The organism is Compostibacter hankyongensis (assembly GCF_039541075.1).
Classification (GTDB): Bacteria; Bacteroidota; Bacteroidia; order Chitinophagales; family Chitinophagaceae; genus Compostibacter; species Compostibacter hankyongensis.
On sequence record NZ_BAABFN010000020.1, the window covers coordinates 12266 to 37835 of the forward strand.

The 25570-nt window shown below is 56.2% G+C and carries 27 protein-coding genes; 7 read left to right on the top strand and 20 right to left on the bottom strand.

Features of this window, described 5'->3' with window-relative positions; all coding sequences use genetic code 11:
* The first annotated feature begins 124 nt into the window (after positions 1-124).
* Together ABD851_RS14765 and ABD851_RS14770 are read left to right on the top strand one after the other, a co-directional pair.
* Positions 125-1318 (top strand): RagB/SusD family nutrient uptake outer membrane protein, encoded by a 1194-nt coding sequence (locus tag ABD851_RS14765; RefSeq protein ID WP_486303615.1) that lies wholly within the window; start codon positions 125-127, stop codon positions 1316-1318.
* A 20-nt stretch (positions 1319-1338) separates the two neighbouring features.
* On the top strand, positions 1339-2679 hold the full coding sequence (locus ABD851_RS14770; RefSeq protein ID WP_344980640.1) for a TlpA family protein disulfide reductase: 1341 nt from the start codon (positions 1339-1341) through the stop codon (positions 2677-2679).
* Between the two features lie 66 nt (positions 2680-2745).
* Here the strand turns inward: ABD851_RS14770 and ABD851_RS14775 are convergent, their stop codons facing one another.
* The 8 genes from ABD851_RS14775 to ABD851_RS14810 form a co-directional block, all read right to left on the bottom strand.
* Positions 2746-3018 carry a DUF6520 family protein gene (locus ABD851_RS14775; protein ID WP_344980641.1) on the bottom strand — a complete coding sequence of 91 codons (273 nt, stop codon included), beginning with the start codon at positions 3016-3018 and terminating at the stop codon, positions 2746-2748.
* A gap of 63 nt (positions 3019-3081) precedes the next feature.
* Entirely contained in the window at positions 3082-3552 is a 471-nt protein-coding gene (locus ABD851_RS14780; protein WP_344980643.1) for a MauE/DoxX family redox-associated membrane protein, read from the bottom strand.
* A 238-nt stretch (positions 3553-3790) separates the two neighbouring features.
* Positions 3791-4132 carry a helix-turn-helix domain-containing protein gene (locus tag ABD851_RS14785; RefSeq protein ID WP_344980645.1) on the bottom strand — a complete coding sequence of 114 codons (342 nt, stop codon included), beginning with the start codon at positions 4130-4132 and terminating at the stop codon, positions 3791-3793.
* A 177-nt stretch (positions 4133-4309) separates the two neighbouring features.
* On the bottom strand, positions 4310-5437 hold the full coding sequence (locus tag ABD851_RS14790; protein WP_344980647.1) for an endonuclease/exonuclease/phosphatase family protein: 1128 nt from the start codon (positions 5435-5437) through the stop codon (positions 4310-4312).
* Between the two features lie 4 nt (positions 5438-5441).
* Positions 5442-6380 carry a rhomboid family intramembrane serine protease gene (locus ABD851_RS14795; RefSeq protein ID WP_344980649.1) on the bottom strand — a complete coding sequence of 313 codons (939 nt, stop codon included), beginning with the start codon at positions 6378-6380 and terminating at the stop codon, positions 5442-5444.
* 95 nt (positions 6381-6475) lie between these two features.
* On the bottom strand, positions 6476-7162 hold the full coding sequence (locus ABD851_RS14800; RefSeq protein ID WP_344980651.1) for a rhomboid family intramembrane serine protease: 687 nt from the start codon (positions 7160-7162) through the stop codon (positions 6476-6478).
* Positions 7163-7269: 107 nt separating this feature from the next.
* Positions 7270-8682: a 23S rRNA (uracil(1939)-C(5))-methyltransferase RlmD gene (gene rlmD, locus ABD851_RS14805; RefSeq protein WP_344980653.1), complete on the bottom strand. Its 1413-nt coding sequence runs from the start codon at positions 8680-8682 to the stop codon at positions 7270-7272.
* A gap of 41 nt (positions 8683-8723) precedes the next feature.
* Positions 8724-9779, bottom strand: coding sequence for an alpha/beta hydrolase (locus tag ABD851_RS14810; protein WP_344980655.1), 1056 nt, complete (start codon positions 9777-9779; stop codon positions 8724-8726).
* Between the two features lie 158 nt (positions 9780-9937).
* Between ABD851_RS14810 and ABD851_RS14815 the strand changes: the two genes are divergently transcribed.
* Together ABD851_RS14815 and ABD851_RS14820 are read left to right on the top strand one after the other, a co-directional pair.
* The gene (locus tag ABD851_RS14815) at positions 9938-11320 is read left to right on the top strand and encodes a redoxin domain-containing protein (RefSeq protein WP_344980657.1); all 1383 of its coding nucleotides are present in this window, start codon (positions 9938-9940) and stop codon (positions 11318-11320) included.
* 76 nt (positions 11321-11396) lie between these two features.
* Positions 11397-11738, top strand: a complete 342-nt coding sequence (locus ABD851_RS14820; protein WP_344980659.1) for a TfoX/Sxy family protein — start codon at positions 11397-11399, stop codon at positions 11736-11738.
* Positions 11739-11749: 11 nt separating this feature from the next.
* On the opposite strand, the gene fabG is transcribed toward ABD851_RS14820, so the two are convergent.
* The 3 genes from fabG to lptB are packed head-to-tail and all read right to left on the bottom strand — an operon-like array spanning position 11750 to position 14867.
* A complete protein-coding gene (gene fabG, locus ABD851_RS14825; protein WP_344980661.1) occupies positions 11750-12505 on the bottom strand; it encodes a 3-oxoacyl-[acyl-carrier-protein] reductase in 756 nt (251 codons plus the stop codon).
* Positions 12506-12550: 45 nt separating this feature from the next.
* A complete protein-coding gene (locus tag ABD851_RS14830; RefSeq protein ID WP_344980663.1) occupies positions 12551-14089 on the bottom strand; it encodes a GH3 auxin-responsive promoter family protein in 1539 nt (512 codons plus the stop codon).
* Between the two features lie 16 nt (positions 14090-14105).
* Positions 14106-14867: an LPS export ABC transporter ATP-binding protein gene (lptB, locus tag ABD851_RS14835; protein WP_344980665.1), complete on the bottom strand. Its 762-nt coding sequence runs from the start codon at positions 14865-14867 to the stop codon at positions 14106-14108.
* A 165-nt stretch (positions 14868-15032) separates the two neighbouring features.
* Between lptB and ABD851_RS14840 the strand changes: the two genes are divergently transcribed.
* Positions 15033-15986, top strand: coding sequence for a methylenetetrahydrofolate reductase (locus tag ABD851_RS14840; protein WP_344980667.1), 954 nt, complete (start codon positions 15033-15035; stop codon positions 15984-15986).
* Between the two features lie 122 nt (positions 15987-16108).
* Here the strand turns inward: ABD851_RS14840 and ABD851_RS14845 are convergent, their stop codons facing one another.
* From ABD851_RS14845 to ABD851_RS14885, 9 genes are all read right to left on the bottom strand, one after another.
* Positions 16109-16717 (bottom strand): porin family protein, encoded by a 609-nt coding sequence (locus tag ABD851_RS14845; protein WP_344980669.1) that lies wholly within the window; start codon positions 16715-16717, stop codon positions 16109-16111.
* Positions 16718-16882: 165 nt separating this feature from the next.
* Positions 16883-17608, bottom strand: a complete 726-nt coding sequence (locus ABD851_RS14850) for a porin family protein (RefSeq protein ID WP_344980671.1) — start codon at positions 17606-17608, stop codon at positions 16883-16885.
* Between the two features lie 84 nt (positions 17609-17692).
* Positions 17693-18325: an SRPBCC family protein gene (locus tag ABD851_RS14855; protein ID WP_344980673.1), complete on the bottom strand. Its 633-nt coding sequence runs from the start codon at positions 18323-18325 to the stop codon at positions 17693-17695.
* A 49-nt stretch (positions 18326-18374) separates the two neighbouring features.
* Positions 18375-19358 carry an NAD-dependent epimerase/dehydratase family protein gene (locus ABD851_RS14860; RefSeq protein ID WP_344980675.1) on the bottom strand — a complete coding sequence of 328 codons (984 nt, stop codon included), beginning with the start codon at positions 19356-19358 and terminating at the stop codon, positions 18375-18377.
* Positions 19303-20178, bottom strand: coding sequence for an SDR family NAD(P)-dependent oxidoreductase (locus tag ABD851_RS14865; protein ID WP_344980677.1), 876 nt, complete (start codon positions 20176-20178; stop codon positions 19303-19305). Before ABD851_RS14865 ends, ABD851_RS14860 begins: the two co-directional genes overlap by 56 nt.
* Before the next feature lie 30 nt (positions 20179-20208).
* Positions 20209-21258 carry a hypothetical protein gene (locus ABD851_RS14870; protein ID WP_344980679.1) on the bottom strand — a complete coding sequence of 350 codons (1050 nt, stop codon included), beginning with the start codon at positions 21256-21258 and terminating at the stop codon, positions 20209-20211.
* A 60-nt stretch (positions 21259-21318) separates the two neighbouring features.
* Positions 21319-23079 carry an STN and carboxypeptidase regulatory-like domain-containing protein gene (locus ABD851_RS14875; protein WP_344980681.1) on the bottom strand — a complete coding sequence of 587 codons (1761 nt, stop codon included), beginning with the start codon at positions 23077-23079 and terminating at the stop codon, positions 21319-21321.
* An 18-nt stretch (positions 23080-23097) separates the two neighbouring features.
* A complete protein-coding gene (locus ABD851_RS14880; RefSeq protein WP_344980683.1) occupies positions 23098-24084 on the bottom strand; it encodes a FecR domain-containing protein in 987 nt (328 codons plus the stop codon).
* Positions 24085-24116: 32 nt separating this feature from the next.
* A complete protein-coding gene (locus ABD851_RS14885) occupies positions 24117-24746 on the bottom strand; it encodes an RNA polymerase sigma-70 factor (RefSeq protein WP_344980685.1) in 630 nt (209 codons plus the stop codon).
* 172 nt (positions 24747-24918) lie between these two features.
* Here ABD851_RS14885 and ABD851_RS14890 point away from each other — a divergent pair, with 172 nt between their 5' ends.
* Positions 24919-25236 (top strand): nucleotidyltransferase family protein, encoded by a 318-nt coding sequence (locus ABD851_RS14890; RefSeq protein WP_344980687.1) that lies wholly within the window; start codon positions 24919-24921, stop codon positions 25234-25236.
* Positions 25217-25561, top strand: coding sequence for a HepT-like ribonuclease domain-containing protein (locus ABD851_RS14895; RefSeq protein WP_344980689.1), 345 nt, complete (start codon positions 25217-25219; stop codon positions 25559-25561). The genes ABD851_RS14890 and ABD851_RS14895 overlap by 20 nt, the downstream gene beginning before the upstream one ends.
* Positions 25562-25570: the final 9 nt, after the last annotated feature.

A 25570-nucleotide genomic window follows, 5' to 3' on the forward strand; every position in this document is an offset into this window, starting at 1 on the left:
CTGCTTTAGTTTTTCCTGCAGAAAAATGATAGAAGTATCTCCGCCTAAAATGTCTATTCCGACAAGTAGCATATTTACGAATGCTAAATTGTTGGAATCGGCGTTGCTTAACTGTTGTTATACTTTGGACTATGAAGGCTCCTTCTTGAACTATCTGGGTTTATATGTAGACGAGCTTTCTACATCTTCCTTGAGCACAAATATTCCTGATTATCTGAATGGCGAAATAAATAGCGAGGTGGTTAGCGGAAATTATACGGTTTGGAAAAGTTTATACTCGGTCATTTATCAGACCAATTTAATAATAAACGGACTGCCTTTTGCTGATATAGCAGATTCGATTAAAGCAGGGGCAGAAGGAGAATCCCGGTTTTTAAGGGCCTATTGCTATTTCTATCTTGTCAATATCTGGGGTGGAGTTCCGCTGATTACTACAGCGGAGGTTGATATAACCTCCCATCAGCCAAGAAATACTCCCGATGAGATATATGAACAGATTGTCAGTGACCTGAAGGAAGCAAGGGGCAAACTTAAGGGGGTTAATAATACCGGAGAAAAGATAAGGGCCTCTGAGTACGCAGCCCTGGCCATGCTGTCAAGGGTATATTTATATAATAAGAGGTGGGGAGAAGCGATAACCGCTTCGACTGAAATAATTAATTCAGGACTTTTTACTGTAAATGCCAGTCTTCCTGATATAGAGGGGGTATTTAACTCAGACTCAAAAGGAGCCATATTCCAGCTATGGAATCAGAATGGCTATTCAAAGATCGGGCTCACCTTTGCTGCCAATTCAACAACCTCTCCCCCTTCATATTACATTTCAAATGATCTCTATAATTCTTTTGAACAAAACGACAGAAGGAGGTCATATTGGTTAAAGCCGGTCATCATTGATGATAGTTCCTACAATGCGGTTTATAAATATAAGCTAAGTACAGCAGGTGCCTTTAAAGAATTTAGTACGCTTTTAAGGATAGCGGAGCAGTACCTGATAAGAGCCGAGGCCCGTGCAGAAACCGGGGATTTGAAAGGGGCAGTTCAGGATGTCAATATGGTTCGGGAAAGGGCCGGGTTGGCCCCGCTATCAGAATCGCTTGATGAAGAGGAGGTCGTGGATGCTATTCTTCATGAAAGACGCATAGAATTTTTTTGTGAAGGAGGACATCGGTTTTTTGACCTTAAGCGAATAGGAAAAATAAATGCCGTGATGAAATCTTTAAAGCCGGCCTGGAAAGCAACGGCTGCCTTGTTTCCTGTTCCCCAGGGTGAGATTGATGCAAATCCCTTTCTTACTCAGAATCCCGGGTATAATTGATTTACTAAAAACTTTCTTTTATGAAATATAATATCGGAATATATAGTCTCTGCTTGCTGATGTGGTTGATCCCGTCGTCATTAATTGCCCAGGATAGGAAAACTTTGAAGATAGGAGATCATCTGCCGGATATATCTGTATATATTGATGGTGATGCTGTAAAGCTATCTTCCTTCTATGAAGGGAAAGTACTTATATTGGATTTCTGGGCAACCTGGTGCGCACCTTGTATTAAAGCATTGCCCAAATTAGCGGCATTAAAGTCGGAGTTCCCGGATAAGTTGTCGGTATTGCCGTTGACCTATGAACGAAGAAATACGGTTGAAACATTCTTTACGAAGCATGAGGATCTAAGGCGGTTGGATTTACCTTATTTGTTTCATGATTCCGTTCTGCATGCATTATTTCCCCATAGGACGATCCCTCATGAAGTTTGGGTGAATTCAGCGGGCGTGGTTATCGCGATTACCGGGAGCGACGATATCACAAAGGAAAATATAAAAGCAGCAATTCTTAATGATAAAGTGGACTTACATGTTAAGCGGGATGTAATGAATTTTAATGCGCAAGAACCTTTCAAAACGGGAGACAGCGACTTCATATTCAGATCCGTATTAACCGGTTACCGGCCGGGACTCCCGGGGGGAGGTTCGGCTGATATTAAATATAATGGGCTTCCTATGCTTTCGCATTTATCAGGAGACTATAAAATCAGAAGGATATTCCGGTTTAATAATCTTCTTTCCGGACTTTTCTTATGGGCTGCCTTCGAGGGCAAAGTAGCTTATGCCAACAGAAATAGGATTGTTTTTGAGGTAAAGGATTCTGCTGATTGGGTGCCGCCCAATATATATAAAGGATCTCCTTACAAAACGATGGATGAATTTTCACTCAAAGGGAAAGGGACATATTGCTATGAATTGTCGCTTCCTGGCTATGTATCCCCCGAGGAATTTTATTCCCGTATGCTCAATGATCTGAATAAAGCTTTGGATGTTACTGGGCGCATAGAAAGTCGTGAAATGGATTGTTATGTGCTGGTTAATAAAAGGGAGGTCAGCAGACATCTCAAGAGTCATACTGCACAGAAGGATATATTGGCGAAGTTTGGCGTTGTTAACGGGTTCAGAAAAATGACTATTCAGGAGATTGTTGATTTTATTAATTTTGATAACTTTTATGACCCGATCTTGAATGAAACCGTGAATTCTGAGCCGGTGGATATAGATATTAACTACAATATAGACTCGCAACATGGAGTTCTGAATATAAAACGGCTCCAGGAAGGTTTTGCCAGGCTTGGGTTTGAATTGATTAAAGCCAGGCGAAAGGTTGAAGTAGTAGTCATTCGGGACAAATAACTTTTGCTGAACGAATGAAAAGGCCGGTTCATAGCAACCGGCCTTTTTCCTTCGACTTTCTTAATACTAATCGTTAAGAAAGATGTCCTGGCTTGGTTGTCTGTGATTTCCATCGCCGGCAAATCCGGGATCATATGCCAAAGCACATATATTGGTCTGGCCATGGCAATCATAATTGTCCTGTGCTTGTTCCCTGGTTCCCGTAAAATTAGGGCTTCCGGATTTTACATAGGAGAACTCATCCAGCTGACCAATGGGCTGGCTTGATGTGGCGGCAAATGCCCCGGCAACTCCGGCCGTCAGGGCCAGTGCAGTGAGGCTTACTTTTAACTTTTTCATAATAAATGGATTTAAAGTGAAATGATGGAATGAATAACCCCGCTTTTACAGGAGCGGTACCTGTTACGCGCGCGAAAAAGGTGATGCTTTATCGAAAGGGGAAACAAACGCTCCTTGTCGTTTTATTTTTTGGTGTAATAAGATGGCCGTCAGGCTGATCAGGATAAAGAAAGCATTGAATATTAGATGCTGGGGCCAGCTCATACGGGAAATCAATCCCCCGCAGGTACAGGGAAGGTCCAGACCGGATAACAGCATTGTAGTGATATATCCCTCGAAGATGATCATCAGGCATAAAGAAGCGTATAACCCTGTCACCCGCAGACGTGGGATCAGGAGGAGCGCTACAATGCCTAATTCTGTGATGGGGACCAGCCACCCCAGTACAGGAGCGTATGTTTTCAGCATATGCCAGGGAGATAATTGCATCTGGAATACGAACTTGTCGTAATCCAGCATTTTGCTCAGTGCCGCGTAGGAGAATAACAATAAGAGTGCTGCGATGATGGCTTCTATGATCCAGGAACGTTTCATAAGGGCACAGGTTAAAAAACAGGAAATAAAGCTTGCTTTAAAGGATGAATACCGATTTGGATTGGAGCCGGTCTGAAGCGTGAAAGCCGTAGCGGAGGAAAAGCCTGTCTGGCGTCTGCGGTAAAGGTAAGGCCGGAGAGGCCCTGCTGCCAAGGGAATTCGCTTGTCGAAAAGAGAAGGATTTGTTTAAACGGACGGATCGTTGTTCAAACCGGTGGATCGTTGTTCAAACGAAAGATCATTTTCCGCCTTTGTCGCGATAGACGCTGGGGATACAGCCGTATGCTTTCCGGAAAGCATGGTTGAAGCTGCTAAACGAATGAAAACCTACCCGCAGGGCGATGTTCTTCAACGGCAGGGGGGTACGCCGCATCATCCGGGCCGCCTTCCGCAATCGCATCCTGCGGATAAAGACGTGCACGGAAAGGCCCGTAGCCGCACGGAAGGATTGCTGCAGCAGGTAGGGGCTTACCGCCTGCATCCGGCACAGGGAATCGATGCTGAGCCGCTCGTCCAGGTGAGTAAGGATATAGCTGCTGGCGCTATCGTAAATTTTTTTCCATCGGTAAGGTAAAGACATGACGGAGTAACAAAGGGTGTCAGTGTGCCATAACGGCGTATACCCAATATACAGCCTTATGCCCGCATCAGCAATAAAAAAATGCATTTGAATAAAAAAATATTTGTCCGGAGCACAAAAAAGTTGTTCAAAAAGCAAAATCGTTGTTCAAAAGGAAGATGATTTTTTCGGGGCGGCTCATTTTTTCTTTTCGAGGCTGAGCTGCGTCACGATGGGATAGTGGTCGGAAAGCCTGCGGGGCACCCGGTGAAAGGCCTCCACCCGGAAGCGGGCGTCCGCAAAGATATAGTCGATGCGCAGCGTGGGCGAGATGTAGGCATAGGTGGGCCCGATGCCCCAGCCTTTCTTCAGGAAAGCGTCCTGCAGCTTGCCGCGGATCTTGAAGTAGGCGTATGAGTTAGGCGTGTCGTTGAAATCCCCGCAGAGGATCACGGGGTAAGGGCTCTTGGCGATCTCCTCCGCCACTGTCCGCGCCTGCTGCTGCCGCTTCAGGAATGCCCGGCTCAGCTTTTCGAGGATGGGCCGCGAGGCGGCCAGCGAGGTGTCCTGCCGCTTCAGCTGCTCGATGCGCTGCCGGTCCTCGTGGCTGAGGTAAACGGACTGCAGGTGCATGGTGAACACCCGCAGCGTATCGCTGCCCCGCACCACATCGGCATATACCACGCTCTCGCTGTTGGAGCTTTCCAGGAGCTTCACCTTGCGCGCATGCAGGATGGGATACCGCGAAAAGATGATCACGCCCGAGTGGTTGTTCTGGAAATTGTGATCGCTGCTGAAATACCGGTACGGCAGCTTCATCCGCGCGGAAATGGCCTCCCGGTTGTTGAAATCGTGCGGATCCTCCGAAGTGTAAAACTCCTGCAGGCAGGCGATATCCGGATGCTGCTCCTCCATCAGGTCCAGCATATCGGCGCGCAGCTGCCGGTTTTCCTTGCCGGTGGTGCCCTTTGAAAAATCCTTGAAATAATTAACGTTATAGCTCAGCACCGTGATGGGATCCGCAACACTGCTGTCGGCGCTGCCGGCGCCGGGCAGGCGGAAGGCCACCAGCACGGCGATCGACTGCCAGCCCATGAACAGGGCCACCAGCGACAGCAGGGTGTACTTCAGATCGAAGATGATCCAGAAAAGGATAAACAGGAGCAATATCCCCAGCAGGAACGGGAAGGCCAGCCCCAGGAAGCTGATGGGCCAGAAATAAGCGGCATTCACATAGGGGACCAGGCAGGCCAGCAGGAAAAGCGCCACCACCAGCAGGTGCACGACGATAAAGAAACGCTTGGTGAGGAACCGGAACCATTTCACGTTATTACACCGTTTCGTTGTCCTGCCGGCTGGCCCGGAGCAGGATGTCCTTTTCCTCCTGGCTCAGCGAATCGTATCCGGATTGGTTGATCTTGTCCAGCAGCTCGTCCACCTTCCCGGAAGAAGGGCGGACCGACTTGCGATAGGGCGGCACATGCTGCTTATAGAAGGCCCGCCCTCCTTTCCGTGCCCGCAGCTGCGGCCGGTCCTGCGGATCCAGCAGGTGGCCGGCGCGGTAAAGCAGGCGGTTCAGGCCTGCGCCCGGATCGTGCCCCCGCTGCAGCAGCCGGATAAAAAGGAAGCCTAAGAATGCGCCCCCCGCCAGCGCGGGAAGATAGCTCAGCGGCGCCCGCCCCTGGTAGCCGACCACATCCAGCACCACATAAATGATCGCGACCACATACAGCGGAATACCGCCCCGCAGCATGGGAAATACCTTATAGCGGGGCGCCAGCGTGGTGGCCGCGGCTACGATGGCGATCACGCTGGCCCCGGCCCCGATGCCGGCCGTGTCGGCAATAGTGCGCGTGGCCTGCAGCCCCGGGAAAACGGCATAGGCCGCCAGGAAGAACACCGCGCCCGCCAGCCCCCCGAAAAGGTACAGCGGCAGGATGCGGCGGTGCCCCGCCAATCCCTGCAGGATATCCCCGAACCACCACAGCCAGATGGCCGTGCCCAGCAGCTGCCAGATGCTGATGTGCACGAACATGTAGCTCAGGAGCGTCCAGGGATGGCGCAGCAGCTGGGCCGGCTCTGCCGGCAACACCAGCCAGGGCAGCACCTCGCCCATAAAATGGCCCTCCGCCTGCCCCGTGAGCAGGTAGATCACCTTGATAAAGCTGATCGCGGTAAATACGATGGCATTGACCAGGATCAGCCGCACCACCATATTGTGGTTGCTGCCCAGGCTGAACCTCCGGCGCGCTTCAAATTTTCTGGTCATGGTACGCATAACGCTCGTCTCCCTGAATAATCAACAAATTACGACAATTTTGGATCAACAGGGTTATCAAAAAAACAGGGATGGGTCTCCGCCGCTTAGTAAAAACGATGCCGGTTCCGGCCCCATATCTTCAGCATGATAAAGCCGAACAGCGCCCCGCCCAGGTGCGCAAAATGCGCCACGTTGTCGTGGGGGTTGTTCTGCATGCCGGACCACAGCTCCAGCACGATATACCCGATCACGAACCACTTGGCCTTGATGGGTACAAAAAAGTAAAGATAGATCAGGCTGTTCGGGAAAAGATAGCCGAAGGCTACCAGCAGCCCAAAGATGGCGCCCGATGCACCCAGCGTGGGGGAATACAGGAAGCCCTGCAGCTCCATCGCCGATACCGCGCCCTGTAGGTAACCCTCCGTCAGCCGGTGGTACTGGATGGTCTCCACGCCCAGGAAGCATAGTGCCGCGCCGATGCCGCAAATGAAATAAAAGATCAGGAAGCGCTTCGGTCCCCAGGTGTTCTCGAGGATACTGCCGAACATCCACAGGGCGAACATGTTGAAAAAGATGTGCCCGATAGAGCCGTGCATGAACAGGTGCGTGATCAGCTGGTAGGGGCGGAACAGCTCCGACTGCCAGTAATGCAGCGCAAAGAGGGTTTCCAGCGGGTAATGAAAAACGCGCAGGCTGGCCTCCTGAATGAGGAATACCAGCACGTTGATGATCAGGAGGTTTTTGACGATCGGGGGTAAAATCCGGAAGCCGCCGGGTCTGAACTCTGACATATTTGTTTTTAATTGTGTAAAGGCCGTGACCGTAAAACGCAGCGGGTTCGAAAAAAATGCTTTCAGCATCCGCCACCACCAGGTCAGCAGCCGTTTGATCCGTAAAATTAGGGATTCCATTCCAACAGGGCTACGTTCTCGATATGATGGGTATGCGGGAACATGTCCACCGGCCGGTAACGGCTCACCCGGTATCTTTCGCTCAGCAGCTGCAGGTCCCGCGCCTGCGTGGCGGGGTTGCAGCTCACATACACCACCTTCGGCGCCTGCATCTCCAGCAGCTGCCGCACCAGCTTCTCGTGCATGCCCGCCCGCGGCGGATCGGTGATCACCACATCGGGCAGGCCCTGCGCCGCAAAGAAGTCCGGCGTGCAGATCTCCGCAGCGTCTCCTTCAAAGAACAGGGCATTGGACACTTTGTTCACCGCCGCATTCTCCCTGGCATCGCGCACCGCCTCTCCGATCAGCTCCACGCCGGTGATCCGCGCGGCCTGCCGGCTCAGGAAGATGCCGATGCTGCCGGTGCCGCAGTACAGGTCGTACACCGTCTCCGTGCCCTGCAGTCCCGCAAAATCGCGCACGATACCGTACAGCTGCTCCGCCTGCCGGGTATTGGTCTGGAAAAACGATTTCGGTCCGATCTTGAACGTGAAATCTTCCAGCTGCTCCCGGATATAGCCTTCCCCGTAGTAGGTTACCGGCTCCAGGTCGAAGATGCTGTCGTTGCGCTTCGGGTTGAGGGTATACAGCAGCGTGGTGATGGCAGGCACCTCGCGGAGCAGGTGGTCCAGCAGGGCCTCCCGCGCCGCCTTGTCCTCGTGGTGCAGGCAGAGGTTCACCATCAGCCCGCCGGTGGTGCTGTTGCGGATGATGAGGTTGCGCAGCCATCCTTCGTGGGTGCGCAGGTTGTAAAAGGGCAATCCCTGCGCCAGCGCGTAGGCCCGCACCGTGTTGCGGATGCGGTTGCTCGGCTCTTCCTGCAGGTGGCATTCGGCGATATCCAGCACCTTGTCGAACAGCCCGGGGATATGGAAGCCTAAGGCCGGAGCGGGCGGCGTGCCCGCTTCCTGCTGCCGGGCAAAGGCTTCGGCGTCCAGGTAAGCCCGGTCGCTGAAGGTGAATTCCAGCTTGTTGCGGTAGCGGACGGTCTCCGCGGCGCCGCAGATGGGCTCCGCCGGGGGCAGCGTTAGGTGACCGATGCGCTGCAGGTGCTGCTCCACCTGCTGCTGCTTGTACCGCAGCTGCGCTTCGTAGGGCAGCATCTGCCACTTGCAGCCGCCGCAGGTCCCGAAATGCGCGCAGAAAGGGTCGGTGCGCTGCGGGGAGTAGGCGTGGAACTGCACGGCATAACCCTCCGCCCAGTCCTTCTTGCTCTTCACCACGCGCACATCCACCACATCGCCGGGAACGGCCCCGCTGATAAAGCAGACCTTCCCGTCCACCCGCGCCAGGGAACGGCCTTCCGCCGCATAATCGCTCACCGTTACGTTTTCCAGTATACGGACTGTTTTCTTTCTCACGCCCGCAAAGGTAACAAATTGTGTGGCTGCGGCCCTTGCGGTTATTCGCGGGCGGGCGGAGGGGCGATGGCTGTCGTGTCGCGGAGCTGCGCCGCGGGTTGCAGCCCGGCCCTCGTTTCCAGGAAATCGGCCGTGGCCCGGAACACGCCGTCCACGTCGCCGGAGCGGATATAGGAGCCGATCACATGATCGCCGGCCCGGGGGAAGGCCTTTTTCTCCTTTTCTCCCGCCGGCGTAGCCAGCGCATCGAACATGTGCAGCTCGGCGGCCACCGATACCGTGCTGTCCTGGTGGATGCTGTCGCGGTAGTAATAGCCGAGGAAAAGGGGGCGGCGGATCTTTTGAAAAGTGCTGTCGTGCATGGTGCTCTGCGCCAGCACCGCCAGGGAGCGGTAAGCGTTCACATGGAAATTCTCCGACCAGTACTGCCGCTCCGCCGCCGTGGGGCGCTCCACATGCTGCTCGCTTTTGCCCTTAAAATTCACGAGCTGCAGCAGCTTCGTGCCCCAGGGCTTGAACAGGAAAGGCAGCTGGTGACCGAAGTCCTCCACCAGCGGGGAATAGACGATCACGGCCTTCAGCTCGGGATGCTCCGAAGCGAGGTACAGGATGAGCGCGCCGCCCATGGAGGTGCCCATCAGGATGACGCTGTCGCCGAGGGCCTCGCCGACGGCCAGGGCCTCCCGCGCCGAAGCCACCAGGCTTTGCGCCGTCAGCCGGCTGAAGGCATCCGGCCGGTCGATGCCGTGCTCCGCCAGCCGGGAGAGGTAGAGGTTGCAGCCAAAGGTCTTCGCCAGCTGCCGGTGCACCGGCGCTCCCTCGGCCCAGCTGGCCCCGAAGCCGTGGAGGTACACGATGCTGTAACGCGTTTTTTGCGGCTGTGCCGGGTCCGCCCAGATGATGCGCGCCTCGTTGTCCGGCTTTAGCCCGGGCACGCGGGCTTCCCGGTTTTGTACAAAGGTGTCGAGCGCCGCCGCCTGCTGCGGCACGGCCGGCAGGGGACCGGAGAGGTCCTGCACATGCTCGCGCGGACCGGCGATATACAGGATGAGGAGCACGGCGACGACGATGGCCAGGATGCGGAGGAACTTTTTCATAGAGGAGCGACCGTTATTCCTGCCGAAGTTACGATTCCGCTCAGAAAAACTCCGGGGTCCGTCGCCGGATGCCGCCTCGGAAACCTGCCGCCGCTGTCTCCCGCCGGATCCCTTTTTGCCTTGCCCGCTTTTGACGTAGCTTTGCGGCGTTATCCGCCATGCGTTATTTTTTTGTCATACTCTTTTGCGCCGGCTTGTTCGCCCGCGTGGCAGCCCAGCAGCCGGGGCATGCCCTCACCGTGCAGGTAGCCGGCTATCACGACAGCCTGCTGTACCTGGGCAATTATTACGGCAGCCAGACTTATGTGCTGGATTCCGCCCGTATGGACGGTCAGGGTACGGCCGTGTTCCGGGGTGATACGGCGCTGCCCGGCGGCATCTATTTTATCCTGCTGCCCGGCAAGCAGCGGTACTTCGAATTCCTGCTCGACAGGCAGCAGCATTTCCGGATACAGGCCGATACGGCCGGGGGCAGGCTGCAGACCCGCTTCTCCGGCTCTCCGGATAACGAATGGTTTGCGGAGTACAACCGCTTCCTACAAAAACAGCAGGCCGCCCTGCGCAACCTGCCGGCGGACAGCGTACAACGGCAACGGCTAAGCCAAGATGCTTTCCGGCAGATCCGCGCGTACCGGCAGCAGTTTGCAAAAGCACATCCCGGCACGCTGATGGCCGCCCTGTTCCGCGCCATGCAGGACCCTGCGCAGGAGGCCGGGGATGGCGCCGCCGGCGACCGGGGCGCTGCCGGACACGACAGTACGGCGCGCTACCGTTACCTGCGCGCGCATTACTGGGACGGCGTTGCTTTTTCAGACAGCCGGCTCGTGCATACCCCCATCCTCGAAACACGGCTGGAGCACTACTTCCGCCGTCTGGTGCCCGCGCAGCCCGATACCATCAATGCGGAGGCCGACCGGCTCCTCGCCCGGGCCAAGGCCAGCCCCGAGGTCTTTAAGTTCACCCTCTGGTGGCTCAGCCGCACCTTTGGCAACTCTCCCTACATGGGCATGGATGCGGTATTCGTGCACCTCGTGGAGCAGTATTACATGACCGGGCAGGCGACCTGGCTGGACCAGGAGCAGACCCGCAAGCTCGTCGACCGCGCGGCGCGGATAGCGCCTAACCTCATCGGCAACAAAGCGCCGGACCTGCTGCTGACCGGGCTCGACGGGAAGACGGTGAAGCTGTGGGATATGCCTTCCCGTTATACCCTGCTGGTTTTCTGGGACCCCGACTGCAGCCATTGCCAGCAGGAGGTGCCCCGGCTCGACTCCGCCTGGCGGACCAGCTGGCGGCAAAAAGGGGTCGGGATGCTGGGGGTGCTGACCGGCGACGACCCTGCCGCCTGGAAGAAGTTTATCGAAACGCATCACCTCGAAGGATGGACGCATGCGCGGGACCCGGATAACCGTACGGGCTACCGCCGCCTTTACGACGTATATATGACCCCGGTAGTGTACCTCCTGAATGCGGACAAAAAAATAATCGCCAAGCGGCTGGGTGTGGACGAGCTGGCCCGGGTGCTGGCAGATGAACCATAACTTTGTATCTTAGTACGGTTAACCGCGAAGCGGGTTATTGTCCATCATCAAAACAACCCTTAAGGAGGTTCCGGTCATGGCTTACAGCGAACATTTAGCAGACAGGCTCCGGCAGGCGCTTGCTCACTTACCCGATGTGGAAGAGAAAAAGATGTTCGGCGGACTGGCCTTTATGGTCAACGGGAAGATGTGTCTCACCGCGGGCCCGGACCGGATCATGTGCCGCATCGACCCGGCCGTTCATGAAGCCGCCATCCAAAGAAAAGGTTGCGAGACCGTCCTTATGGGCGGCCGGAAATACCGGGGATACGTCTATATCAGCGAAGACGCACTACGGACCCAAGCGGACCTTGGCCGCTGGGTGAACCTGGCCCTCGATTTCAATAAAAAAGCAAAGAAAACAAGCAGGAAGCGTTAATCTCCCACCCCTCACATGCTCAGGCCGCCGCAGACGCTGAGCACCTGGCCGGTGATATAGCTGCTGAGCGGGGAAGCCAGGAAGAGCACGGCGTCGGCGATATCCTCGCCCTTGCCGAAACGGCCCAGCGGGATTTTTTCGATATAGCTTTTCGCGGCGTCCCCTTCCTTAAGATACTGGGTCATGTCGGTTTCCACAAAACCGGGAGCCACCGCATTGCAACGGATGTTCCGGCTGCCCAGCTCCTGGGCCACGGATTTGGTGAAGCCGATAATGCCCGCCTTGGAAGCCGCATAGCTGCTTTGCCCCGCATTGCCTTTTATGCCGATGATGGAGCTCATGTTGATGATGCTGCCGCTGCGCGCCTTCATCATGGGGCGGATCACCTGCTTGGTGAGGTTGTATACGCTTTTGAGGTTGATCTGCATCACATCGTCCCACTGGTCCTCGCTGAGACGGAGCAGGAGGTTGTCCCGGGAGATGCCGGCGTTGTTCACCAGTATGTCGATCTTACCAAAGGCTTCCAGCACTTCTTTCACCAGCTGTTCACACTCCGTATATGCGCCGGCGTTAGACTTCCAGCCGCGGGCTTTTACGCCGTAGGCCTGCAGCCGTTCTTCCAGCTCTTTGGCCTTTGCGGCCGAATTGTCGCTCACATAGGTAAAGGCGATGTCCGCCCCGTGTTCGGCCAGCTTCAGGGCAACGGCTTCGCCGATGCCGCGGCTGCCGCCGGTGACCAGGGCCACCTGCTTCTCGAGTAGTTGCATAGTAGGATCAGGTTTAATCGGTATGTGTTATGTCAATATACAATCTCAGACGGCCGGCTGTTTGTTGGTCCGGCTGATAAAATCCAGCACTTCGTCCACATAATGCCGGTCGTTGCTCAGGCGGGGCACCTTGTGCTGCCCACCCAGCTTTCCTTTGTGCTTGAGCCAGCTGTTGAACGTGCCGGGGGCCAGGATATGCACTTCCGGTAGCCGGAGCGCAATATTTTTATACCGTTTGGCTTCGTAGTCGGAGTTCACCTCCTGCAGCACCCGGTCCAGCGCCTGCGTGAAGCGCTGCGGGTCGGCGGGCGGCTTGTCGAACTCGATCAGCCATTCGTGCGCGCCGTTGTCCCCGTCGCTGAAATACACCGGCGCCGCCGTATAGTCGTTCAGCACGGCGCCCGTTTCGGCACAGGCTGCCGCCACGGCCTTGTCCGCATTCTCTACGATCAGCTCTTCGCCGAAAGCGTTGATAAAGCAGCGGGTCCGGCCCGTGACGCGGATGCGGAAGGGATAGCGGGTGGTGAACTGTACGGTATCGCCCACGATATAGCGCCAGAGCCCGCCGTTGGTGCTGATCACCAGGGCATAGTTGACGCCGGTCTCCACCTCGTTGAGCTGCAGGGTCTGCGGATGGTCCTTGCCGTATTCCTCCATGGGCATGAACTCGTAGTAGATACCGTGGTTCAGGAAAAGCAGCAGTCCTTCGTCGTCCAGCACCTGGTCCTGCGCGGCAAAGAATCCTTCGGAGGCGTTATAGGTCTCGAGGTAGCGCATCAGGGGGGAGCGGATCAGCTTTTTGAACTGCTCCCGGTAAGGGGTAAAGCTGACGCCGCCGTGGATATAAAGCTCGATGTTGGGCCAGATATCCGCCAGGTTGTCGGTGCCTGTCAGCTCGAACAGGCGCTTGATCAGCACGATGGTCCAGGTCGGCACCCCGGCGATGCTCATCACGTTTTCATGCATGGTGGCATGCGCCATGCGCTCGATCTTTTCCTCCCACTTGTCCATGAGGGCGATGGAGAGATCGGGCGTGCGGGCCAGCTGCGCATACAGGGGCATGTTCTGCAGCATCACCGCGCTGAGGTCGCCGTAAAAGGAAGCCTCGTTCAGCTGGTTCACCTGGTGGCTGCCGCCGATCACCAGCGTTTTGCCGGTCATCAGATCGGATTCCGGAAAGTTGCGGTAATAGAGGGACAGCACGTCCTTGCCGGAGCGGTAGTGCCCTTCGCTGAGGCTTTCCTGGCTGACGGGGATGAACTTGCTTTTATCGCTGGTGGTGCCGCTGGATTTGGCAAACCACTTGACGGGGGTATTCCACAGGATGTTCTGCTCTCCGGCCATGATCCGCCGGATATATGGCTGCAGCGTTTCGTAATTACAAACCGGAACCTGCCGTTTATACTCGCGGATGGTATAGATCTTGGAGAAGCCGTATTTCTTGCCGTATTCCGTATACTGGGCGGCGCTGATCAGGTGGTGAAAAAGCTGATCCTGCGTCTCCAGCGGGTATTGCAGAAAACGCTCCATGCGCGCCAGGCGCCACCGCGCGAGCCGGGATATAGCAGGACTGAGTAATTTCATAGGATCGTTACACGCATTAGGTTGATGACTGGGAAACGTGATCCAATAAATTCTTCCGCCGCAGCTCAAAGTTCTGGCCGAGGTATACCAGCCGCACCTGCGGATCGGCGGCCAGCTCTTCGGCGGTGCCGGACTTCAGTATCTTGCCTTCAAACTGCAGATAGGCCCGGTCCGTGATGGAGAGGGTTTCCTGCACATTATGGTCGGTGATGAGTATGCCGATGTTCCTGTATTTCAGGCGGGCCACGATCATCTGGATGTCTTCCACGGCGATGGGGTCGATCCCGGCAAAGGGCTCGTCCAGCAGGATGAACTTGGGGTCCACCGCCAGCGCCCGCGCGATCTCGGTACGGCGCCGCTCGCCCCCGCTGAGCACATCGCCGGGGCTTTTCCGGACATGCTCGAGGTGGAACTCTTCAAGCAGGCCGTCCCGCTTCTTCAGCTGCTCCGCCCGCGTCAGCCTGGTCATCTCCAGCACGGCCGAGATATTGTCTTCCACGCTGAGCTTGCGGAATACGGAGGCTTCCTGCGGCAGGTAGCCGATCCCCATCTGCGCGCGCTTGTACATGGGCAGGCGGGTAATGTCCTCATCGTCGCAGAACACGCGTCCCTCATCCGGCTTGATCAGCCCCACCACCATGTAAAAGGTGGTGGTCTTGCCGGCCCCGTTCGGCCCGAGCAGGCCCACGATCTCGCCCTGCGTCACCTCCACCGACACATGGTTGACCACCGTACGGCTGCGGTAGCGCTTTACCAGCTCATTGGTATATATCCTCAAGGGTTACTGTTTAGCAACTACAAAAATAGTGATTTCAAACGGAACGGGGTAACGGGCGCCCCCGGCGGTACGCGGCCCAAACTATCTTTTGCTTTTCGTACCAATTCGCGTAGGTTTGCAAAAAATTTGCCGGGGACAGACGGCCCAAACTTCCTTTGCCATTCCATGAAGATCACCGAACATATCAGCCGGGCGAAAGATACGCTGATCTCATTCGAGGTGCTGCCGCCTTTAAAAGGCAAGAGCATCGATTCGATATACAACCACCTGGACCCCCTGATGGAGTTCAGGCCGGCCTTTATCAACGTCACCTACCACCGCAGCGAATATATCTTTAAAAAGCGCAGCGACGGCACCTTTGAAAAGGTGGAGGTGCGGAAGCGCCCCGGCACGGTGGGCATCTGCGCGGCCATCATGAACCATTACCAGGTGGATGCCGTGCCGCACCTGATCGCCGGCGGCTTCAGCAAGGAGGAGACGGAGAATGCGCTGATCGATCTCAACTTCCTGGGCATCGACAACGTGCTGGTGCTCCGCGGCGACGCCACGCGCAACGAGGCCTTTTTTACCCCCGAGCCCGACGGGCATCACTACGGGGTGGAGCTGCTGGAGCAGGTGGTGAACATGAACCAGGGCCATTACCTCGAAGACGATCTGCAGGACGGGGTAAAGACCGATTTCTGCATCGGTGTGGCGGGTTATCCCGAAAAGCATTTCGAAGCGCCGAACCTCGACAGCGATCTTTGCTTCCTCAAACAGAAGGTGGAAAAGGGCGCCGATTACATCACCACGCAGATGTTTTTCGACAACAAAAAATATTTCGATTTTGTGGAGCGCTGCCGGAGTATGGACATTACCGTGCCCATCATACCCGGGCTGAAGCCCATCACCACCAAACGGCAGCTTTCGGTGCTGCCCCGCACTTTTCATATCGATCTGCCCACCGATCTTACCCACGCGATAGAGGCCTGCAAGACCGATGCGGAAGTGGAGCAGGTTGGGAAAGAATGGCTGCTGGCGCAAAGCCGGGAGCTGAAGAAAGCCGGCGTGCCGGCGCTGCATTACTACACATTGGGCAAGCCACGCGTCATACACGAGGTGGTGAAGGAGCTGGTCTGACCCGGCAGGGGCCTCCCCCGAAAAGAGATCTTCCCCGGAGAACGGATATTTTTTTATACAAAAAACCCGGTCCTGCCCATGGCGGAACCGGGTTCTGTTTTTTTGCTTGCCTGCGCTATTGCTTAGCGGCGGAAGGTATAGCCGACGCTCACCCCGAAAGAGGTATTCCGGAAGGAATTGTCGTTATCGCCGTCCTGTACCAGGTTCAGCAGACCGAGCTCGGTATTCAGCCCGATGTTGAACCCGTTGTTGAACTCATAGCCTACCTGTACGTTGGCGCCCGCGTCGAAACGCTTCAGACCGAATTCGCTGTCGAAGGGATCCTGGTCGCTGGTCGTTTCATCTCCGCCTTTTACTTTCCCGCCGAGGCCGTAACCCAAATACGGACCTACGCCTACGATCCAGTTGCTGCCGTCGCCCATTTCGGGTTTGTATACGAAGTCGATCGGCAGGGTCAGGTAGTTAAGACGGGTGGTTACGTCGAAGTCCTTCGCCTTTCCGCCCTTGCCTTCGTACTGCAGCGCCGGCTGGATGTAAAAATCGGTGGCGATGGGGATATTGGCATATGCGCCGCCAGCCACCCCGGTAATGATCTTACTGGTCTCTTTCTCTCCGTCGACCTTTTGGGTGGCGCTGGAGAAGTTAGGACCCACCCGGAGACCAAAAGTGGTCTGGGCGAAGGTTGTACCTGCAATCAGCATGGCGGCAACCGCTAAATACCATTTTTTCATCATAAATTTTTTTTAAGTTAAAGGTTACAAACAAAAACTGGTTAACAAACAATGGCTGAAAGGCCTAAACAAAACGGTTATATTATTCTTAATTTTTTATCGGCTTACAATAGCGAATACAGTGCCAAGTGCAAATTTCCGGAAAAATTTCCGGGTTTCTGACATTTAGTCATCAAACAGGTAATTTAGCGAAATGCTCCATACCCGGTTACGGCTTTTCCATTCGCTATTGTCGTTATCGGAACCCGAATGAATGTTGGCCAGGCCAAGACCGTAATTGGCCGTTATCCCTACGTTGTCAAATTGAAAGCCGGCCATCAGGTTGGCGCCGTAATCAAAGCGTTTGAGCTTGTTCCAGCCCTGGTTCCTGTCGTCATTTGAGAAAGGGGTGTCGTCATCCCATTCGATAGACGATTTCTCATCCACATCGCCGCCAAGGAAGGTCCCCTTGGTTCTCACGTTGCCGCCTATCCCGAAAGCCGCATAGGGACCTGCGCCCAGCAACAACCGGGTATCGCCGTCGGCGGAGATGGGTATCTTACCGACAAAGTTTACCGGCACTTCCAGGTAAAGCGGATTCATCCGGATATCCATATCGGTGTTCAGCGCCCCGCTGCGGATATTTACCTTCGATCCTTTGCCGTTGAGCAGTATGCCGGGTTGCAGGGCCAGCTCGTCGGCCAGCGGAAGATCGGCAAATACACCGGCGTTAAAAGACGGCAATAGGTGTGAATTATCGGTGTTCCCGTCCTTATCGGTTGTCACATTGGCCAGGTTCAGCCCGCCGCGGATACCGATCCTTGCCTGGGAGCGGGCGGTCATCGCCATCATGCCCATTAAAAGAACGGTCAATCCTGCTCTGACTGCCCAGCCTGCTTTTTTGACACGCATAACGGTTGTCTTTAACACCCCGTTTGCAAAGATGGTGCCACAAGGCGGCTATTGGTGCTTATACATATGATTATCAGGATATAACTATTGCTCCAGCAGGTTTTTGAAGGCGGTCATGCTGCTGAAAATATGATCGTGGATGATCGGGTCAGAGACCCAGCGGGGCACTTTTTTGCTGCGGTCTGTCGTGATGAAATAGGTGATCTTCAGCATGCCGCCGTCCTGCTCGTCGATCAGCCACCGGCCCCGTGTGCCGGTGGTACGGTCCACCCCGTTCATGCGGGGAAAGCGGGGATCTGCAATGCTGCTGAAGGTGATCTCTCCCGAAAGCTGCCCGGCTGCATCCCGGGCGGCATGGAAGCGGAGACAGCAGTCCTGGTCGTCGAAAGGCCAGGGAATATCGTAACGGATATAGGTGACCCAGCTGTCGGTGTCCGCAGCGCGCCGCACCTCGTAGGTTTTGGCGGCCGTATTCCAGCGGATGCCCCGGTCTGCATCGGTCAGCAGCCGGGTAACGGAAGCCGGGTCCGCATGCACGCTGAAAACCGCTTTCAGCTCCCGGACCTTCTCCCCGCTTTTGGCCGGGATCCATCTTTCATACAGCGAAATGGAGCGGTCCTGCTTGACCAGCTTGAAATCCCCCGCGCTCAGACGTCCGGGGAAAAGCCCGGCGATGAGCAGCAGTCCTGCCGTGTAGGGTAAGCGGATATTTTTCATGGTGTAGGCTTTAGGGTGAACAAAAAGGGTGCCGGCTGTCTTTCCGGTCTCAGCTTTTCAGCATGCCCGCTTCGCGGAACCAGGCCACGGCATCCGAGATGGCCTCCCGGACCGGGGTTTGCGGCAGCCCCAGCTCGCGTACGGCCTTCATGCTGCTGTAATAATTTCGCACACAGAGGATGCGCATGTTGTTGTAACGCAGCGCCGTCCGCATGCCCAGCCGGGCCAGCAGGCTCCCCAGCGCCCCCGCGGTAAGCAATACCGTCCGCGGCAGGGTGATGATGAGGCTCCGGCTGTGGGTCACCTCGTTCAGCCGCCGGTAAAACTCCCGGTAGCTCATGTTCTCGTTGGCGAGCAAGTAGCACTCCCGGTTCCGGCCGGCCGTCAGCGCATTACAGATGGCCGCGGCGGCGTCGTGCACATGGATAAAGTTCTTACCGCCCGGCGGCACGAAGACCACCTTTCTTTTATAGCCCCGCAGCACTATCGCGCCGGAGCTGGGCCGGCTGTCGTAAGCCCCGATCATAAAGGTAGGGTTTACCACGATGATATCTCCCCGGTCCTGCTCGGGGAGCTGCAGCGCCCAGGTCTGCGCGGCATGCTTGCTGCGGGCATAGTGCGAGCGGGTGAAGGGGTAACGGAAGCCGAGCGCTTCGGTCCCCGGCGCTTCGGCCGTACCATAGCCCAGGGTGTTGGCGGAGCTGACCAGGATAACACGTTTGACGCCATAGGTCTTGGCCGCCTCCAGGATATGCCGGGTGCCCAGCACGTTGACAAAGGTGTAGTCCGCATACCGCAGCGATCCGGGATCGGTGCAGGCGGCGATATGGATAACGGTATCGCACCCACGAACGGCGGACAGCACTTCGCTTTTTTCGGTGATCCGGCCCGTCCAGGCTTCCAGCCGCTCGTGCCGCAGGGGTATTTTTTTCGCGGACCTGGCCATGCCGCGTACGGCGATGTCCCGGCGGAGCAGCTCAGCGATCACATTGGCCCCCAGCAAGCTGTTGGCTCCCGTAACCAATACTTTCATGATTGATGGTTTTAACCGGTGATAAGGATATTTCCCTTTTTACGATCTGGGTGATCAGGGGCAGCCGGATCCATATGGGAATGGTCTTCATCAGCAGCCAGTTGATCTTGTTCATCCAGCCGATGAGGATGAGCGAGTCTTTTTTAAACAGCTGCCGGATGGACTTTTCGGCGATCACCTCCGGGGCCACCAGGCTCAGCCTCGCCAGCCGGCCCTGCTTCTCGATCCGCATGGCCACATCGCTGTTCGTCTTCATCGGTCCGGGGTGCACCACGCTGACAAATATTCCAGAGCCCCGCAGCTCCTCGTAGAGCCCCCTCGAAAAATGCAGCACGAAGGCCTTTGAAGCGGGATAGGCGGTCTTATAACCGATGGGGGAGAAGGAGGCCATGCTCGACACGTTCAGGATCCAGGCGGCCTTGCTGCGCCGCAGCAAAGGCAGGAGCTGGTGCGTCAGCATCACGGTGGCGCGGACATTCAGCAGGATCATATCGTTGAGAAAATCTGCATGTACCTTTTCAAATTCCGATGTGCCGCCGATGCCCGCATTGTTGATGAGGATGTTGAGGGTAAAGTTTTCTTTTACCCAACGGACAAGCCGGGAAAGGTCCTCTTCCCGCGTGAGGTTGCATTCGAAGTATTCTGCGCGTATGCAGTACTGCGCTTTCAATCCGGTACAGAAGGCGTCCAGTCCTTCTCCCGGCAGCGCGGTCAGCAGCACGTTGATCCCCTTTTTGGCCAGCGCGGTGGCAAAGGCCCTGCCCAGTCCCCGCCCTGCACCGGTGATCAGTGCAAAAGCTTCCGGTCGGTGTTTTTCCATGTTATCGGTTTTTGGATGAGCATACCCGGGTTAGAGCATAAACTTCAGTCCTCCCGCAACGCCGATCCAGGCACCGAGGAAATGATCCCGGCGGCGGGTGCTCCAGAAGTAATGATCGGTCTGCCCGGTGAACTTATCGTCGGAGTAATCGATCAGCAGGTTGACGGTCGGCCCGGCATACAGCGCCAGCCGCCCGGTGAGGTTTATTTCCGGAAGCACGTGCAGCGTATAGCGGAGACTGTTATTGCCTTTGAGATCCATCTGGAAGAGCTGCGTGCCTTCGGCATTGAGCCGGAAGCGCCCGCTGTTCAGCAGATGCGCCCCGATGCCCGCCTGAACGGCATACAGGTCGTAGTCCGTTTTCAGGTTATAGCCGGCTCCCAGTATGCCGTAGAGGACCCTTCCTCCCGAGCGGAAGCTCAGCAGCCCGTTCAGCGTTTCATCGGTGCTGATACCGATGCTTTTATCGCCGGTCTTTATGATGTTGACGAAGCCGATGGGGTAGTCGCTGCTGTCGGCGATATTCAGCAGGCCGGCGATCTGTACGCCTTTTACCTTCCCGGCCTTGTTGACCAGGCCGGCCAGCTGGGCGCGGGCTTCGTCGGCCTTGTTGAAGAGGCCGCCCACCTGAACGGCCCGGCTCTTGCCGCGGATAATGTTGGCTAACCCTGCCGCCTGTACGCCGTTCAGACTGCCGGCGGTATTGACCAGGCCGGCGGCCTGGAAGCCGGTGACGTCTTCTTTAACGGCGTTCAGGATGCCGGCGAACTGCCCGCCGCGGGCGCGACCCCCGATGAGGTTGGCGATACCGGCAAAGACGGCGCCGTCGGCATTCCCTTTGACGATATTGGCAATGCCGGCAAAAGCGCTGCCCTGCACGGCGCCCGATACGCCGGCCAGCGCCTGCAGGGAGAACCTGTTGCTGTATTGCGCAGCCGCCGTGCCGTTGGTGCTCAGCGGATAGATCAGGCCCACATCGGCGGGGCGGGAAATGAGGGTGGCATCATCCTTTTGCTGGGCAACGGCAGTGCCGGAGAGCGCCAGGAAAATCAGCATAAGCCCGGTCTTTCGTGTTGTCATGTTTGCGTGTTTGGAAGTATGACAACACAGGGAATGGTTACCCCTATGTGCGGAAAAAATTTAAAAAAGGCTTATCCCCGCCTGCATACCCCACCATCCCCGGGCATGCCGGGTGATAAAGAGGGAATGAGCGGGAATGATCTTGCTGTAGCCGTCGCCGGGGGGCGTGGCGTCGGGGAAGAAAACGGAGAAAGCCGGCCCTGCGAACACGGCCACATCGCGGCCCAGCCGCCATTCGAGGGCGGGCTGCAGCCGGGTCAGAAAAGGCATGTTCTTCCAGGAGCCGGTATAGACGGCCTGCCCGGTAAGCTCGGTGATAAAGGCGAGCCGCGTGCCCAGTGAAAAGGTATTGCCCAGCCCGTAGCCGAATGAAAAAGCCTTGTTGCGCTGCATATCCGCATTGGCGCCGGCCAGTACAATATTGTAGAGATGTTTGTTTCCCGACTTAAAAGCAAGGTTGATATCCAGCGTCTCATTCCAGGACAGGGAAAGCCGGCGGTATCCGTTCCGGCTGAGGGTGACGAGCCCGAAGCTGTAGCCGGTAGCGCTGTCCGCAATATTGACGGGCGCTATCTGCACACCTTCCTGGTAACGGCTGCGGTTAAAGATGCCGGCAAACTGCAGGCCGCGGCTGCCGCCCAGCGTGATGTTGCCGATACCGGCGCCCCGGAACCCCGAAAAATCCCCGCTGACGTGGTTGAATACCCCACCCAGCTGGAAACCGCGCGCTCCCCCGCCGACGATATTGAACAGCCCCGCCACCTGTGCAAACTGCAGGTCCTTTTTGTCGGTATTGAACAACCCGCCAAGCTGGAAGCCATTCACCGCTTCCTTCACCGTGTTGTCCAGGCCGGCCACCTGCACGCCGCTGACCGCGCTCAGCACCTGGTTCTGCAATCCGCCGAGCTGAAAACCGCGCACGCCGCCGCCCACGGTATTGAACAGCCCCGCTACCTGTACGTACTGCACGTCCTTTTTATCGACGTTGAACAGCCCGCCCAGCTCAAAACCGTTTACCCCCGCGGTATAGCCGCCCAGTATGTTAAAGGAGAACTTGTTGACCACCTGGGCGCTCAGCTCGCCATGGGTGCCCAATCCCGGCACAAGGGAATACTGAAAAGGTTTGTCCGCAAAAAAACGGCTGAGGTTGATGTCCTGTACTTTCTGACGGGAGGAAAGAAAAAAGCGGCCCAGCCGTGTGCCTTCTATCTTGGAGTAGGGGGTGATGGTGACGGGCCGGAGGTAGACAAAGCGCAGCGGGCTGATGGCGATGTCCTGCCTGAGGTTGCTGCCCGCCGGGAGGGAGAGGACGGTATCGTTGTACCCCATCCGGCTTACCGTCAGCAGCGTATGTGCATGACGGTGCCTGAGCCGCAGGCGGTAGAAGCCCCGTTCGTCGGTGAGGACGGCAACGAGCTGCCGTTTTTCATAGACGCTCGCCGAGGGTATTTTTTCCCCGGTGGTCTTGTCGGTGACATAGCCTGATATCGTATATGCTTCTCCGTTATATACCCGCGGACGGATGATGATGTATCCGCCCGTTTCCCGGTATTCATAATCCTCGCCCAGCAGCCCGTCCAGCCCCTGCCGTACCGTCTGGTTGTGCAGGTCGATACCGGTGACGCTGTCTCCGGGAAGGCTGTTGCTGTTATACGAAAAATAAAAGCCGCCTTTTTGCGCCATGGCGGCGAGTATGGTCTTCAGCGGCCGGCCGCTGAGGGTCAGGGATATCTTCCTGCCCAGCAGCTGTTGCGCCCGGAGGGGAAGCGCGAAGCAGCACAGCCCCGTCAGCAGCAGTATGAGGCGGGGTCTATGCCGCATGGATATGGTAGGGGTTGATCATTTCAGCAGGATGCGCGGTCCGTTTTGGGTTATCGTCACCTGGGGAAAGGTCTGGCTGATAATGGCCAGGATGGTATCCAGAGGCTGGTCCCGGAAGGTGGTGGTGATCGGCAGGGACTTCAGCGCGGGGTTGGCGATCTCGATCCGGGCGTTGTAAGCTTCATTCAGGGCGGGAACGAGCTCGCCCAGCGGGGTGTTGTTGCAGACAAAGGCGCGGGTCCGGTAATAATTATACAGTTCGCCGCGCTGCTCCTGCTTTTGCAGGGCCTGTCCGCCGGATACCCGTACTCTTTCGTGTGCGGCAAGCTGTACGGACTGTTTGCGCCGGCTGACCTCCACGCGGCCGGTTTCCACGATCACCTCCGTAGCCGCGCCGCTGCTTTTTACATTGAAGGAGGTGCCCAGCACGGTGACGGATACCTCGCCGGCCTGCACCAGGAAGGGCCGCCCCTCCGCCCGGGCCACTTCAAAGAAAGCTTCCCCGCTGAGCCGGACCTCGCGGCTGCTTCCCGACAGGCCGGCCGGGTAGCTGATTTGCGAATGCCGGTTCAGGGTCACCACGCTGCCGTCCGGCAGGGTATCGGTACGGGGTTGTGCGCCCGAGCTGAAGCTCAGCATCTGCGGAACAGGGCGGTGCAGGAGCCGGTAGAGCAGCCAGCCCCCGGCCAGCACCAGCAGCAGGGTGGCGGCCACCCGGAGCAGCATGCTGCGCCGCAGCAGACGGACAGGCGCCGGCCGGGAAAAGCGTTGCTGCGCCATGCGGCTGCGGAAGCGCTGCCAGGCTTCTTCCTCATCCGGCGCGCCGGGTACGCTCAGCTGCCGGCTGGTTTCCCAGATCAGCCGGAAGTGCTCGAAATAGCGCTGGTGGCCGGCATCGGCACGGATCCATTGCTCCACCTCGCCGCGCTCCGCAGAGGATGCCTCTTCCAGCAGGTATTTTACCAGCAGGTCGTCCATGGCGTTATGGGTATCTTTTTCCGGCACCGGCTTCGTTTTGTTTGTCCATAGGTTTTATCTTAAAGCATCCCTCCCATCCCGATCAGTCCGAACAGCAGCAGGGGTAAAAAATCCGCCAGCTTCAGCCGCAGCAGCCGGAGGGCTTTTCCCATCTGGTTTTCCACCGTTTTTACGGAAATGCCCAGCTTTCCGGCGATCTCCCGGTAGCGCAGCTCCTCAAAACGGCTCATCTGGAAGATGGTACGGCATTGCTCCGGCAGCTCGGCGAGGGCGCGGGCCAGCTTTTCCTCCAGCTCGCGGAGGCGTGCCCCGCCTGCGGTATTTTCTGTGTGCTGCGCCGCATGATGCCGTACATGGGTGGCATGCGTGGCCTTTACTTTCTGGTGTTTGAGATAATTCAGGCTTTCGTGATAGACGGCGCGGTACAGGTAAGCGCTTACCGAACCTTGTATGCTGAGCCGGCCGGCGCCTTCCCAGAGCCGGTAGAAGACCTGCTGCACGATCTCTTCGGCCGTATCGCCGTCCTTCAATATGGAAAAGGCATAGGCATGCAGGGCCTTAAAATGGGCTTTAAAGACCTGTTCGAATGCTGCCTCGGTATTCTCGTACGGCAATGCCGCCTTGTCCGTGTCGTATGGTTGCATGCGTACGGGCTGATAGATCAGGCCAAAGGTAAGCGCTTCTGCCAAAACTCCCGTTTGGGAGTATGACAATTCACGGGGCGTTTACCCCTATGCAAGATCAAAAAATAGGATGCATTGCGCTGTCTTTAGGGTTGGAGTTCTTTTCCATCAGCTTTCATTTATTTAAAATGCTGTAGATTTACTAACGGATAATGGGTCCTAAAATCGTTCTGGAAATATGCGTGACCAGGTCATCAATAAGGAAATCATATTAAATACCCTGCACCGGCAAAGGAAAGAGCTGGAAAAATATGGCGTACAGCGTATAGGGCTGTTTGGTTCATTTGTACGCGGAGACGATACTCAGGAGAGCGACATTGACCTTTTGGTGGATTTCAATAAACAACAGAAAAATCTACGTAACCTGGTCTATCTGGGAGATTTTCTTGAAGGTCTCTTTGATCGTAAGGTTGATCTGGTTACTCCACAGGGCTTAAGTAAATACATAGGACCTCATATTCTGAAAGAAGTTCAGTATGCAGCCTTCCACGCTTGAGTTATTTCTTCATATCAAAGAGGAAGCCGAATTCTGTTTAAAGCAACTGGCCGATAAAAGCTACGATGCATTTATTAATGACGGCGTTTTGTCTCGGGCAATCATCAGGAGTTTGGAAATTATTGGTGAGGCAAGCAAACATGTTCCGCCGGATTTTCGCAATAAATATCCCCTGATCGAGTGGAAGGTAATGGCCGGGATGCGCGACCGCTTAATTCATCATTATTTCGGAATCGACTACGAAACGGTATATGCTACCGTAAAAGAAGATTTACCTCATCTTAAGGAATGGGTGGATATTATATTAGATCAGGAAGCAAAATGATATCCTGTA